13 protein-coding genes are annotated in these 13,206 nt (G+C 36.8%); 3 read left to right on the top strand and 10 right to left on the bottom strand.

Annotated features, from left to right (window positions below; translation table 11 throughout):
- Positions 1–64: 64 nt before the first annotated feature.
- Positions 65–250, bottom strand: coding sequence for a hypothetical protein (locus tag ACZ9HT_RS04625; RefSeq protein WP_476039288.1), 186 nt, complete (start codon positions 248–250; stop codon positions 65–67).
- 23 nt (positions 251–273) lie between these two features.
- Here ACZ9HT_RS04625 and dnaG point away from each other — a divergent pair, with 23 nt between their 5' ends.
- Together dnaG and clpP are read left to right on the top strand one after the other, a co-directional pair.
- Positions 274–2,199: a DNA primase gene (gene dnaG, locus ACZ9HT_RS04620; protein ID WP_476039287.1), complete on the top strand. Its 1,926-nt coding sequence runs from the start codon at positions 274–276 to the stop codon at positions 2,197–2,199.
- 96 nt (positions 2,200–2,295) lie between these two features.
- A complete protein-coding gene (gene clpP / locus ACZ9HT_RS04615; RefSeq protein WP_476039286.1) occupies positions 2,296–2,988 on the top strand; it encodes an ATP-dependent Clp endopeptidase proteolytic subunit ClpP in 693 nt (230 codons plus the stop codon).
- 79 nt (positions 2,989–3,067) lie between these two features.
- On the opposite strand, the gene ACZ9HT_RS04610 is transcribed toward clpP, so the two are convergent.
- From ACZ9HT_RS04610 to ACZ9HT_RS04590, 5 genes are read right to left on the bottom strand one after another with little or no spacing between them, the layout of a single operon-like run.
- On the bottom strand, positions 3,068–3,730 hold the full coding sequence (locus ACZ9HT_RS04610; protein WP_476039285.1) for a hypothetical protein: 663 nt from the start codon (positions 3,728–3,730) through the stop codon (positions 3,068–3,070).
- A gap of 9 nt (positions 3,731–3,739) precedes the next feature.
- On the bottom strand, positions 3,740–4,501 hold the full coding sequence (tpiA, locus tag ACZ9HT_RS04605; protein ID WP_476039284.1) for a triose-phosphate isomerase: 762 nt from the start codon (positions 4,499–4,501) through the stop codon (positions 3,740–3,742).
- 38 nt (positions 4,502–4,539) lie between these two features.
- Positions 4,540–4,890, bottom strand: a complete 351-nt coding sequence (locus ACZ9HT_RS04600) for a TerB family tellurite resistance protein (protein ID WP_476039283.1) — start codon at positions 4,888–4,890, stop codon at positions 4,540–4,542.
- A 20-nt stretch (positions 4,891–4,910) separates the two neighbouring features.
- Complete coding sequence (locus tag ACZ9HT_RS04595) at positions 4,911–5,999, bottom strand: BT_3928 family protein (protein ID WP_476039282.1); 1,089 nt, start codon at positions 5,997–5,999, stop codon at positions 4,911–4,913.
- Between the two features lie 14 nt (positions 6,000–6,013).
- Positions 6,014–6,574, bottom strand: coding sequence for a DUF1599 domain-containing protein (locus ACZ9HT_RS04590; RefSeq protein ID WP_476039281.1), 561 nt, complete (start codon positions 6,572–6,574; stop codon positions 6,014–6,016).
- Between the two features lie 81 nt (positions 6,575–6,655).
- On the opposite strand from ACZ9HT_RS04590, the gene folP reads away from it, so the two are divergent.
- Positions 6,656–7,513 (top strand): dihydropteroate synthase, encoded by an 858-nt coding sequence (gene folP, locus ACZ9HT_RS04585; protein WP_476039280.1) that lies wholly within the window; start codon positions 6,656–6,658, stop codon positions 7,511–7,513.
- A 159-nt stretch (positions 7,514–7,672) separates the two neighbouring features.
- Here folP and ACZ9HT_RS04580 read toward each other — a convergent pair whose 3' ends face one another.
- From ACZ9HT_RS04580 to ACZ9HT_RS04565, 4 genes are all read right to left on the bottom strand, one after another.
- On the bottom strand, positions 7,673–7,909 hold the full coding sequence (locus tag ACZ9HT_RS04580; protein ID WP_476039279.1) for a hypothetical protein: 237 nt from the start codon (positions 7,907–7,909) through the stop codon (positions 7,673–7,675).
- A 2-nt stretch (positions 7,910–7,911) separates the two neighbouring features.
- On the bottom strand, positions 7,912–10,353 hold the full coding sequence (locus tag ACZ9HT_RS04575; protein WP_476039278.1) for a DUF5686 family protein: 2,442 nt from the start codon (positions 10,351–10,353) through the stop codon (positions 7,912–7,914).
- A gap of 100 nt (positions 10,354–10,453) precedes the next feature.
- The gene (gene recG, locus ACZ9HT_RS04570; RefSeq protein ID WP_476039277.1) at positions 10,454–12,544 is read right to left on the bottom strand and encodes an ATP-dependent DNA helicase RecG; all 2,091 of its coding nucleotides are present in this window, start codon (positions 12,542–12,544) and stop codon (positions 10,454–10,456) included.
- Between the two features lie 112 nt (positions 12,545–12,656).
- A complete protein-coding gene (locus tag ACZ9HT_RS04565) occupies positions 12,657–13,190 on the bottom strand; it encodes a thioredoxin family protein (protein WP_476039276.1) in 534 nt (177 codons plus the stop codon).
- Positions 13,191–13,206 lie beyond the last annotated feature (16 nt).

The raw sequence follows: 13,206 nt of genomic DNA, 5'->3' as shown, positions 1-13,206 counted from the left end.
AAATTGTTATGTGCATTTGAAAATCTAAAATCTAAAATCTAAAATTGACTTTACTTGGCTCTTTCTACTTTTTACTTGGCTCTTCCTTCGCGTAAGGGATCGCAATGGAAAGCCCGGAATGAAGTCTCGGCTTTAAAGACGAGACGTAATGAGGACTTGCAATGGAGAGCCCGACCCAAGGTGCGGGAAATTGGTAAGAATTTTTATAAGCGCTGGCAAGGGTTACGCCCAAATACTTACCCGTAAACAAAACCTTTTTCTTATTTTTGCGGAATGATTTCTAAGCAGACCATTGACAACATATTTTCCACAATTCGGGTGGAAGAGATCATTGGCGAATACGTACAACTTAAGAGAGCCGGCTCTAATTTTAAGGGATTAAGTCCTTTTCATGACGAAAAATCTCCGAGTTTTGTGGTGTCGCCAAGTAAGCAGATCTGGAAAGATTTCTCCAGCGGAAAAGGCGGAACAGCGATTTCTTTTTTAATGGAAATTGAAAGTTTTACTTATCCGGAAGCGCTTCGGCATGCTGCGAAGAAATATGGTATTGAGATCGAAGAAGATCTGCGCGAATTAACGGAGCAGGAGAAGCAGTCCCAGACCGACAAGGAACTCCTTTATAAAATTCATGAAATTGCAAATGATTTTTTTCAGGATCAGATGTTCGAAACGGAGGAAGGCAAATCGATCGCCTATTCTTATTTTAAGGAAAGAGAACTGCGCGATGAGATCATCAGAAAATTTCAGCTGGGTTATGCGCCGGAACTGAAAAATGCGTTTACCCAGTTTGCTTTAGATAAAGGATATTCCAGGGAGATTCTGGAAAAATCGGGACTTTCTATTTTTCCGGAAAATGCGCCAAATGGAATTGACCGTTTTCGGGAAAGGGTGGTGTTTCCTATTCATAGTTTTTCTGGAAGGGTTTTAGGATTTGGTGCCAGAATTCTAAGAAATAATGTAAAAACTGCGAAATATCTCAATTCTCCGGAAACGGAAATTTATCATAAATCGCAAGTTCTTTATGGTTTAAATCAGGGGAAACAAGCGATATCTAAAAATAATCTCTGTCTGCTTGTTGAAGGTTATATGGATGTGATTGCGCTTCACCAAAGTGGAATTGAACATGTAGTTTCGAGTTCGGGAACGGCTTTAACAGTGGAGCAAATTAAACTTATTAAACGCCTTACTGAAAATGTAACCATTCTTTTTGATGGTGATGCCGCCGGAATTAAGGCGAGTTTCCGAAGTATTGATATGTTACTTTCTGAGGCCATGAATATTCGGGTTTTACTTTTTCCGGATGGTGATGATCCGGATTCTTTTTCTCGAAAACATCCGCAGGATTATGTTGAAAACTTCATAAAAAATGAAGCCAAAGATTTTATCGATTTTAAAGCAGAGATCCTGCTTAAAGAAGCCGGAAGTGATCCGATAAAAAAAGCAGAATCGATCCGCGATATTGTAAAATCGGTGGCTTTCGTTCAAAATGCGCTGAAACAGGAAGTTTATTTAAAGGAAGTCTCCAACAAATTTGGACTTTCGGAACAGTCGCTTTTTAATGAGCTGAATGTTCAGAAACAACTTCAAAAACAACATGTTTCTCCCCACCAAAGGCAGGAAATTCAGGTGCAACCAAAGCTGGAGAAAGTGACCGAATTCTCCCAAACCGTTGATCCACTTTTGGTTTTAGAAGAGAAACTGGTTGAATTGATGTTGAAATACGGCGATCGTGTTTTAGACAGAGCGGACGAGGAGCAAAAAGAATATCAGATCACGGTGATCGAAGAAATAATTGGTCACTTGCAGGAAGATGATTACGAAATTCAGTCCGCAATTAATAAGAAAATTGTGGAGGAAATTAAACAGGGAATCTCGAACAACGAATTGCGGTCCGGGGATTTTTTTATGACTTTGCTGGATGAAGAAATTTCCGGAAGAATCGCCGATGCATTATTGAATCCTTATGAAAACAGTGATTGGGGTAAACATCAGATCTTTTTCAGTACAGAAGAAGATGTTGTTCCAAAGGTCGTGCAGGACGTAATTTACCGGCATAAAAGGGCTTATGTTATGAAGATCATCAACGGAATGAAAAGCGAGCTATCTGAAACTGAAAATAATGATGAAACGTATAAAAAAATCATCAATCTAAATCAGCTAAGAAAAGACCTGGACGAGAAACTGTTTCGGGTTTTATGACAGAATGTCTAATTTTTGGTTGTGGAATATAGTTTGTGTAAATTTGAGAAGCACATTTGAATAAGTAGACAAATAGATTATAACAAAAAAAATAAAATGGATATAAAAAAAGATTTCAGAGATTTCTCTGTTAAGCATTTAGGAAATAGCGGATTGGCGACGGATCAATATATGGGAATGTACGGACCAACCAATCTAACGCCATATATTATGGAGGAAAGACGTTTGAACGTAGCTCAAATGGATGTTTTTTCCCGTTTAATGATGGATCGTATTATTTTCCTGGGAACAGGAATTGATGATCAGGTAGCAAATATCGTAACGGCTCAGTTGCTTTTCTTAGAAAGTTCTGATGCATCGAAAGATATTCAGATCTACATAAATTCCCCAGGTGGAAGTGTTTATGCAGGTTTAGGAATTTACGATACCATGCAGATCATTAAACCGGATGTTGCGACGATCTGTACAGGAATTGCAGCCTCCATGGGTGCTGTTCTTTTGGTTGCAGGTGAAAAGGGAAAACGTTCTGCATTGAAACACTCAAGAGTGATGATTCATCAGCCTTCAGGTGGTGCACAAGGTGTAGCTTCCGACATGGAAATCAACTTGAGAGAAATGTTGAAACTGAAAAAAGAATTATACGATATCATTTCAGAACATTCCGGTCAAACATACGAGTGGGTTGAAAAAGCTTCCGACAGAGATTACTGGATGACTTCTTCAGAAGCCAAAGATTATGGAATGGTAGATGAAGTTCTACAAAGAAAAACGGAGACTAAAGAAAAATAATTTCTTAAAACCTCTAGAATATAAAAATGCGCGGAAATTAATTTCCGCGCATTTTTTTTATTCATTGACAAAAAACGAATTACCATTTTCCATAAAATGAGGTCACATCAAAATAATAACGAACGGGAGTTCCGTCTGATTTTGTAAGGTTAATAACATCGTAATATTTATTTGCCCTTTCTGTTATTGCCTGATTGACAAGTTGGCAATCCACACAAACTTCCTTTACATATTTGTATTCATCAGCAACATTTTTAACTTTTATCGCATTGTTCATGGTTAGGCCATCACTTTTAGCGGAAGATATGATCTTACGCGTATCAGTAAATTCATAAGAATCAGTATTCATATCCATACTCATGCTCTTTGATTTAAATTTAACCTTAGTTCTACCCATCGGTTTGTAATCATAAACATCTGTCTGGTCAGATCCGTTATGATACTCGTAAAACTGACCATTCTCGATCCACCACTTTCCAGTTTCCTGAGTGTTGTGAGTTTCTCCATCTTGCGTGAAAGTGAAATCCAGAACAAAAGTTCCATCTTCATTTCTGGTCATTTCCCATTCTTTAGAAACTCCTTTTATTTGCTTGTCGATTTCTGAACCCGTCCAGACTCCGACTAATTTTTCATCAATTTGACTTCCGTTGCTTAGTGTTTTTAATTGTGCAGTAAGAAATGAATTAATGCTAAAAAGAAGTATAAAAGCTAAAGTAATTTTTTTTAAATATTGTTTTCTCATTTGTACGATCTATGCATTAAAACCTTCGATGATTTGCGCAAAATCAGACATTTTTAAAGCTGCACCTCCGATCAAACCACCGTCGATATCAGGTTGATAAAATATTTCTTTCGCATTATCTGGTTTTACAGAACCACCATATAGAATCGAAATTTCGTCGGCGATCTCTTTTCCATATTTATCTGCTATGGATTTTCTGATGTGGGCATGAATTTCCTGTGCCTGCTCCGGAGAAGCTGTTTCGCCAGTTCCAATGGCCCAAACGGGTTCGTAAGCGATGACCACTTTTTTAATTTCATCTGCAGAAAGGGTAAAAAGCGCAACTTCAGTTTGATTTTTAACGACTTCTAAATGTTGTCCGGCTTTTCTTTGCTCTAAAGTTTCGCCGTTGCAATAAATAGGAATTAATCCATTGTCTAAAGCTAATTTTACTTTTCTATTGCAGTGGGAATCGGTCTCTCCGTGATATTGTCTGCGCTCCGAATGTCCTATGATGGCACCGGTTGCGTGGATCGATTCTAACATATCAGCAGAAGTTTCGCCCGTGTAAGCGCCACTTGCGTATTCACTCATATCTTGTGCAAACACCCCGATTTCGTTTTGTTCGTAAAGATCTTTTGCCATCATCAAATATAAAGACGGTGGTGCGATCCAGATTTCGCAATTTGGCGTGTGATTTCTTTTATATTCTAATAACTGAAACATTAAGTCCTGTGCTTCAATCACATTTTTGTTCATTTTCCAGTTTCCGGCAACGATATTTTTTCTCATAATTTTAGATAGTTATTTAAGATTTAGAATGCTGAAAATTAATCCAGTTTCCATGTATGTTTCAAAGATTTATAATAATCGTGTTCTTGTTCGCTCACCTGATCATCGGCTTTAATCAAAGATTTAGCGAATTTTGTAAAATCTTTTCTTTCTTCCTCCGTAGAATCATCGAGGAAACAATTTGCGTGAAACTCAAAATGATCTCTCCACTTTTCTGGTTGTAAAGTTGCGATCACGTCTAATTCATCATCTAAATTTATTTTGAACGGAAATTCGTCTGCCAAATATTCCTGCAGTTTTAAACCTTCTTCTGGCGCGAATTCCCCATCTACAGAAGAAAGGATCATTAAAAGATGATAACCAGCAATTGATTTATTCGATTTTTGCATATCTATATTTTGTTTTATTTTTAATAATTTAAGTAATCTTCTGCAGAGCGTTTATCTACGATTTTTCCGTTTTGCAAAGTTAAGACAAAAGGATTACTTCTTGCGATGGTTTTAATCGCAGTGCCGTCCATCATTGCATTATTTATCGTTTTGAAAGTATTAGGATTGGTAGAAATTCCTAAAATTAAGGACTCTTTATTTTCTTTTACTTTCGCCTCTGTTTTTGCTAAAAGTTTTGCAGATACATTTTCGGGCTGATAAGAAAAAATCAGAATGGCTTTCGGCGCTTTCAGAATTTCTTCCGTTAGATCCATTCCGTCTGTACTTTCAGGTTTGAATTTTGAAATCTCTGATTCGTACCCTTGTTTTACAATTTTCGAGGTCGTTTTTCCCTCTTCAATTTTCCAGGGCGAACCTTCGGCCCAATATTTTTTATCATTTACGTAATCATCCTGATTCACATTTAAAACTTCACCAGTCTTGTCATTTTTTAAAGAGTAGAAGGTTTTAAATTCTGAGGGATCTTTTTCAATCTTAGCTTTTTCAGCATTTAGATCAGTTCCAATTCTATAGTCACGGAAATCAATCACAGGCTCATGCGTAATTCCCCAGTTAATGACAAAAACCATGGTCATAAAAGCAAATGCAGAAAGGTATTTCTTAAAGTTTGTCTTTGCTTCCAGCTCATTAAAATCATTTCGGTACAAAACCCACAAAATGAGCAATCCAATCAAAAGAATAATATCCTTCCAGAAACTTTGCCACGGCAATAACTTCAGTGCATCGCCAAAGCAACCGCAATCGGTAACGACATTAAAATAAGCGGAATAGAAAGTCAGAAAAGCAAAGAAAACACATAACGCTATTAAAAGGGAGAGTGTGATTTTCAGGCGGCTTTTTATCAGTAATAAAAATCCGAGCACAAGTTCAAAAATAACTACCGCGATCGCGATAACCAAAGCATGTTTTTCTAAAAATGGAATATTAAAAACGGCAGGCGAAAAATATTCCTCCAGTTTAAAGGAAAATCCAACTGCATCAACTGCTTTCACAAATCCTGAAGCAATAAAAATGAGGGCAATTACAATTCGGAGTATTTTTTTAAACATAGTTGGTGCTTAAATTAGTTAGGTTTAAAGACTTCTTTCTCTTCGGAAAATTTAATGAGACAAAAAACGGCGTAATTCAGCATATCAAAATAATTAGCATCGATTCCTTCCGAAACCAAAGTTGCGCCGGAATTATCTTCGATCTGCTTGGTTCTTAATACTTTCTGATAAATTAGATCGGTGATGGACGAAACTCTCATATCGCGCCAGGCTTCACCATAATCGTGATTTTTCTTCATCATCAACTCTTTTGCCTCATTTGCAAAGTGATCGTAAAGTTGAAGCATTTCGTTTTGATCCTGTTTAAAATCATCTGCAAAACCCTTTTCCAACTGAATGAGACCAATGATGGAGTAGTTCACGATCGCCATAAAATTTTCCTCTTCTGATTCACCTACTTTTGAAGTTTTGGTGATCTGAAACGTTCTCAAACTCTTTACCTTAATCAGGATTTGGTCTGTTAAAGACGGCGTTCTCAGCACCCGAAAAGAGGCTCCGTAATCCTGAAGTTTTTTACTGAATAAATCCCGGCAATCCTTGATTATATCTTCAAACTGTTGTGCTGTTTTCTGCATAAAATTTCTAAACTTTTCAAAGATAAGAATTTTGGGTGATAGTTATAGGTTGAAAATGCCCAGAAAATGTATTTTTGTCAGATGAATACTGCTAATTTCAATTCCGCGAACGCCGATTTTCACTCTATAAATTGCAATGGAAATCTTTTGAATTTGTCTTCTCCAAACATTATGGGAATACTTAATTTAACGCCGGATTCCTTTTCTGATGGCGGAAGATTTTTTGAAGAAAAATCTGCACTGAATCAAGTAGAAAAAATGTTGAAAGACGGTGCGACGATCATCGATATTGGAGCCCAATCAACACGTCCAAAGGCAGAGTTTTTACCAGCTGAAACAGAAATTTCCAGAATCGGCTGTTTGATCTCTACAATTAAAAATCAATTTCCGGAAGCTTTTATTTCTCTGGACACTTTTTATTCGGAAGTTGTAAAATTCGGTTTTGAGGAAGGAATCGATATCGTAAACGATATTTCAGGAGGAAATTTCGACGCTAAAATGTTTGAAACTGTTGCCAAGACTGGACTTCCGTATATTTTAATGCACAACAACGCAACTTACGAATCGATGCATGAAAAATTAATTGAGGATGATATTATTTTGAAACAGAATCAATATTTTTCCAGAAAAATTAAGGAATTGCAAAATTTAGGCGTGAAAGATGTAATTCTGGATCCAGGTTTCGGATTTGGAAAAACAGTGGAGCAGCAACATCAACTTTTGAATGAAGCGGAGTTCATCGGTTTTGGCAAATATTCTTTGCTGATCGGAATTTCCCGGAAATCTTTTATCTACAAACCTTTAGGCAAAAAGCCTGAAAATATTAACGAAGAAACACAGAAACTTCATTTGAAAGTTTTAGAAAAAGGCGCGAAAATTTTGCGGGTTCACGATGTTGCAGAAGCAAAGAAAACGATTGATGGTTTTTTGAATAATTAAAAATTACTATCTTTTCTACTTTTGAAACGCTTCGACAGGCTCAGCGTGACACGGCATATCCTTCTGATTTGAACTGTCAAATGTCAGACTGAGCCTGTCGAAATCCTATTGAATTTGGCGAAGTCTTTTAGAATCTTCCAAATTCTTCAACTAAAATTATTAGTTGAAACTGGATAGTTTATCAGAATATTCTTTAGCGAATTTTTCCCGGTCTTCGTTTAAACGCTCTACATTATTCGGTAGAATATAGGTAAACAATACTTTTTCCTCGTCATCCAAAAAGATGATTTCCTTTTCTTTTTCAGCAATCATCTGCGCAAAAATCTCCCACATCGAAGTGTCTTTCATCTTCAGCAATTCGAAAAACGCCGAGGCTTTTATCTGTATGATCTCCATTTTTAAAATCCTAAAAAGTTCAGCTTCAATTGAATCGCGAAGTTTTGTTTGAAAGTGTCTGTTGCGTAATGTCCAACTCTGTAAAAGAATCCAAGGTTGAAGGGTGAACCTAAAAAGTTATTGCTTTCTAAGCCAACTTCCTGATAATAATGATCCAGTTTTTGGAACTGAAAATCATGATATCCCGGATTTTTCATATCGCCGATAACGCCGCGATAAACGAAATCAAAGCTGGAAATATTCTTTCCGAAAGTTTTAAAATACCACGGAATTCTATGTGTTAAATAAAATCCTGCAAATTTATCGTTGTAATATTTCCCACCTTCCATGGTTGCAAAACCGAGGAAAGAAGTCAGATTAAAGTTAAAGCTATCCGCTTTACCACTACCTAAACCATTCATCGCAAAATTATGTTGAATAGGAACATCACCTGTCACCAGACCGCCATAAGCACGAATTCCTGTAACTCCGATTTTTGTTTTGAACACGTGTTGCGCCAAAACATCGAATCGGCTGTAACTGAAATCTCCACCCAACGTTTCCAATCCCTGTTCGTAATTCACAAAAAATTCCGGATAGTTTTGTTCATAAGTATATTTCCCGGAAGGCGTCATGATATTCTTGGAATTCGGCGAGTATTTCAGGGTGATTTGCGTCGCAAAATTTTCGAACTGACTGCCAAGATTTCTGTAATTGTAATCAAATAAAATTTCTTCGTTGTCTTTTTTCGCAGAAACGTTTACAGTTAAAGCATTGGTCAAATCATTTTCGTAAGACAGTTTGAATCCGTCGTAATGGTAAAAACGATCATTTTGCAGATCGATCCCGGAGTTCATAATTTTCATTTTAAAGTTCCAGAGATTTTCATTAAAACGTCCGGCTGCGACCACGTCATTATAATATTCTGCGCGGAAGAATGAATTTTTTTCCAAAGTTGTTTTAAAATCAATTCCAGCGCCGTATTTCCAGGTGTCATCTTTTAAACCGTAAGCGAAATAGGCATCTGGCGAAATATATTTGTTAAATCGTTCATTAAGTTTCGCCGCAACTCCCAATCGGATTCCCTCATATTGGTTATATGCAATGATCTTCGAAGCATCGAAATCAACAATTCCAACTCGGATCTTACCTTTGACCAATCCCGTTAAAGCGCTAATTTTTTGATCTAATTTATATTTTCTACCAACGCTGTCAATTTTTTCGTAAGTCATTTTTTCCCGTGCCGTTAAAGAGTCTGTGCGGTATTGGTCTAACAAACTTCCATCGGAATTTTTTACATCCATCGTATAACCGGAAAATTCTTTTCTATTAACGTCTATCGGAGTTTTAAAATCAAAGTAATCAGCAGTGATGAAAACATAATTGCCGTACTTCTGTTGATTTTCTTTCTTTTCTTCTTTCGTTTTTCCTTTCGTGCTTTCGGTATCAAAAATGGTAGAACCCATTTTGAATTTAAGATTTTCTTTCGTCAAAAACCATTTATTATCGATGGGTTTCCAGATACTTGTGATGGTTCCCTCGCTTTTTTTCTTGCTGTTACTTTCAATCTTTTTCAAACCGTACGTTTCGGTATCAACGTAAAGATATCCATTGAATTTTCGTTTGCTTGTACCTTGTTTGTAATCGACCTGACGAAAGCGGATGACGTAGTTTTTTCGGCCTTCAATATCGATAGAGTCCGTTAAAAAGAAACGATAAAGGGTTCGGTTTTCTTCTCTGATCTCGCGCGGAATTTTATTCCTGTTAGAACGCAGCGACATCATTTCGTAAATAGGTTGTTTTAACCCCGAAACACGATTGTCCAGAATATTGATCTTCTCCTCGTATTGTTGAGAAAATAAGTACTCAGATGCTCTTTCCCAAAGGAAAAGTTTGCTTGTAACCATCAATTTCTGTACATTTTCACTTTCGATAGAATCTTTCTTATCGCTTTTGGACTGCACCTTAACTGGAACTGTTTTTAGAGAATCGATGCGGTGATTAATAAACTGATCATAATGTTTAATACTGTCTTCATCAATATCTAAAGAGATTTTTTGGTATGATTTAAAAGAGTAAGAATCTAAACTTTGCGGCGAGTTATTTTTATAATTTTCATTGACTTTCCGCAGGATCTCTAAAGCCAAAGGATCACTCTTATCGTCGATCACTACACCTTGAATGGACTGAGTTTTGGGATCATTTTTAGATAAGGTAATTTCCATCACTTTATCGACTACCGATTCATCATCAAAATAGCCAGGCGCTTTAATATTTACTTTTTTGCAACTGCTGCGAAATTCTAAAATTCCCTGAGCATTTGTTTTACCTAAGAATTTATTATTACACGTTATAGTAGCATTTGGAATGGGAGCGCGGTTTCCGGCGCTAAAAACTGTAATTTTAGACTGCGCAAAAACGGTTAGAAAAAGGCAGGAAAATACAAGAATAAATAATTTTTTCATTAAAGCAAATGTATTCAAAATTAAAATAATATTTCTATAAAAAATCCATCTTTTGAATGTTTGTAATTACCCTGAAAGTAACGTTAAAAGTAAATAAAATCTAAGAAATTCTTCCCCATTTATTCTTCCCTTTGTACTGTTTGGAGTAATAATTTCTAAGATCTAAATTTTCTGGATGTTCTAAATGTGCATCATTCTTTAACAATAATTCAACGGCAGCTTTTGCGGCTTTAATAATCTTCCCGTCTGAGAGCAGATCCAACTTCTTAAAATCGACAACGCCACTTTGTTGGGTTCCTAAAATATCTCCGGGACCACGAAGTTGCATATCGACTTCGGAGATTTTAAAACCATCATTGGTTTCCGTCATCGTTTTTATTCTGGTGCGGCTTTCTTTCGTCAATTGATCCGAAGTCATTAAGATGCAATAACTCTGTTCGCCACCACGACCAACTCTGCCACGAAGTTGATGCAGCTGGGATAAACCAAACCGTTCTGCACTTTCGATGATCATTACAGAGGCGTTCGGAACATTAACGCCTACTTCAATAACGGTGGTCGCGACCATTATTTCAGATTTTCCTGAAGCAAAGAAGTTCATCGCGGCTTCTTTTTCTGCAGGTTTCATTCGGCCGTGTAGCATGGTTACTGTTTTACCTTCAAAGAATTCTACAATATGATCGAAATTTTCGAGCAAATTTTTATAATCTAAAGTTTCAGATTCCTCGATCAATGGATAAACAAAGTAGATCTGTCTGCCCTTCTCGATTTCTTCTCTTGCGAAACGGAAAACATATAGCCGGTCTTTTTCCCGTCGATGTGCGGTAATGATCGGTTTTCTTCCAACGGGCATTTCATCGATGACAGAAACATCGAGATCGCTGTAAAAACTCATGGCTAAAGTCCTGGGAATCGGAGTTGCCGTCATGACCAAAATATGGGGCGGAATTTTATTTTTCGCCCATAATCTTGCACGTTGTGCCACGCCAAACCGGTGTTGTTCATCGATGATCGCTAAACCTAAATTTTTAAACTTTACAATATCTTCCAAAACTGCGTGCGTTCCAACTAAGATCGAAAGTTCACCGCTGAGTAATTCTTCATGAATAATTCTTCTCGCTGCCGTTTTTGTAGAACCTGTAAGTAATTTAACTTTTACATTTGTTTCGGCTAATAATTCTGAAATTCCAGCAAAATGCTGTTGGGCCAAAATTTCAGTTGGTGCCATGATGCAACTCTGGAAACTGTTGTCCAGAGCGATCAACATTGCAAGAAGCGCTACCATTGTTTTTCCGGAACCTACGTCGCCCTGTAAAAGTCGATTCATTTGAATGGGCTTTTTCATGTCGGTTCGAATTTCTTTTAAAACTCTTTTCTGTGCGTTGGTTAAATTAAAAGGCAAAATCTCATTGTAAAAATTATTAAAATTTTCACCGATTTTTGGAAAAGGATTTCCGACAACAGAAGCTTTATGATGTTGCTTTTTTAATCCATAACCCAACTGAAAGAAAAAGGCTTCTTCAAACTTTAGTCTTCGGTTCGCATGCTCAAAATGGTCCAGATCTTTTGGAAAGTGAATGTGATAATAGGCGTGCATTCTACCGATGATCTTTAGTTTCGATCGTAAAGCTTCCGGTAAATTTTCTTCAATTAAATTCGGTAAATTCTTACTGATATCTCCAAGAACGTTCTGAAAGAATTTATTATTGAGTCCTCTTTTTGCGAGTTTTTCGCTTCCTGGATAAATTGGGGAAAGTGTTCCGGAAAGTGCTTTCTTTTCATCGACTTCAATTTCAGGATGTGGCATTGAAAAAGTGCCATTGAAGAAGTTGATCTTCCCAAAAATAAACAGCTCCTGATTGAGGGGAATTTGGTCTTTCATCCATTTCGAATAGCGAAACCACACCAGTTCTAACGTCCCTGATTCGTCCCGAAATTTTGCGGTCATTCGTTTTTGTCCCTGTCCGTAACTAATTTCCTGAATGTCTGTAACTCTTCCTTTTAATTGAATTTCGGCTTCGGATCCTTCCGCTAAATCTCCAATTTTATGAATTTTACTTTTATCAATATACCTTAAGGGGTAGAAGGTGAGGAAATCTTCAACGGTCGAAATCCCCAAAACATTTTTGATGAATTTTGCACGTTCAGGACCTATTCCTTTTAAAAATTCTATGGAAGTTTCTAGAGTCAAATTTGGAAATTACATCGTTAGATGCGGGTTTTTGTAAAGAAGCGAATTTCGTTAAAATAAAAAAGACCTGCAAAATATTTTCACAGATCTTCTTTTCCTAATCCAGTCTCACTTAATCTTTGATGCTGGATTTAAATTTTTTCTGATAATTCTCCCATTTATCTCGGGAGTCAATTTTTTTATAGTCATCATTCGCAATAAATGGAATGTATGGTTCGAGCTCCTTCGCAGTAAGTGCACCATTTAAAATCGTGATTGGCATCGCTTTTTCATCGAGAAAAACAATACTTGGAACGGCATTAACATTCATGAATTTAGTGAAGTCGTGCAGAGAATTTTTCTTTTTCCCCTCTACAAATCCAGTATTGGTAAATGTTCTGCCGAAAAGCGTTACGCTTTCCTGACCTTCTGCATTAAATTTCACAGGATAGTAATCTTCATTTAAATGTTTTGCAATGGTGGGATTGCTGTAAGTGGTTTTGTCCATGACTTTACACGGAGCGCACCAATCGGCGTAAAAATCGATAACGATCTTTTTTGGATTGCTTTTTTGGGCTTCAACAGCTTGCTCCAAAGTCATCCAGTTCACTTGCGCGAAAGAAAAAGAAAATATCAATAATAATAAAAGGAGAGGAAATTTTTTCATGATTTCGGTAATTGCA

The organism is Chryseobacterium sp. UYP7 (genome assembly GCF_056279225.1).
This window is presented reverse-complemented; position numbering and strand designations above follow the sequence as displayed.

Coding starts and splice junctions, on each gene's coding strand:
- dnaG (WP_476039287.1), top strand. CDS start 274: ATGATTTCTAAGCAGACCATTGACAACATATTTTCCACAATTCGGGTG.
- clpP (WP_476039286.1), top strand. CDS start 2,296: ATGGATATAAAAAAAGATTTCAGAGATTTCTCTGTTAAGCATTTAGGA.
- ACZ9HT_RS04610 (WP_476039285.1), bottom strand. CDS start 3,730: ATGAGAAAACAATATTTAAAAAAAATTACTTTAGCTTTTATACTTCTT.
- tpiA (WP_476039284.1), bottom strand. CDS start 4,501: ATGAGAAAAAATATCGTTGCCGGAAACTGGAAAATGAACAAAAATGTG.
- ACZ9HT_RS04600 (WP_476039283.1), bottom strand. CDS start 4,890: ATGCAAAAATCGAATAAATCAATTGCTGGTTATCATCTTTTAATGATC.
- ACZ9HT_RS04595 (WP_476039282.1), bottom strand. CDS start 5,999: ATGTTTAAAAAAATACTCCGAATTGTAATTGCCCTCATTTTTATTGCT.
- ACZ9HT_RS04590 (WP_476039281.1), bottom strand. CDS start 6,574: ATGCAGAAAACAGCACAACAGTTTGAAGATATAATCAAGGATTGCCGG.
- folP (WP_476039280.1), top strand. CDS start 6,656: ATGAATACTGCTAATTTCAATTCCGCGAACGCCGATTTTCACTCTATA.
- ACZ9HT_RS04580 (WP_476039279.1), bottom strand. CDS start 7,909: ATGGAGATCATACAGATAAAAGCCTCGGCGTTTTTCGAATTGCTGAAG.
- ACZ9HT_RS04575 (WP_476039278.1), bottom strand. CDS start 10,353: ATGAAAAAATTATTTATTCTTGTATTTTCCTGCCTTTTTCTAACCGTT.
- ACZ9HT_RS04565 (WP_476039276.1), bottom strand. CDS start 13,190: ATGAAAAAATTTCCTCTCCTTTTATTATTATTGATATTTTCTTTTTCT.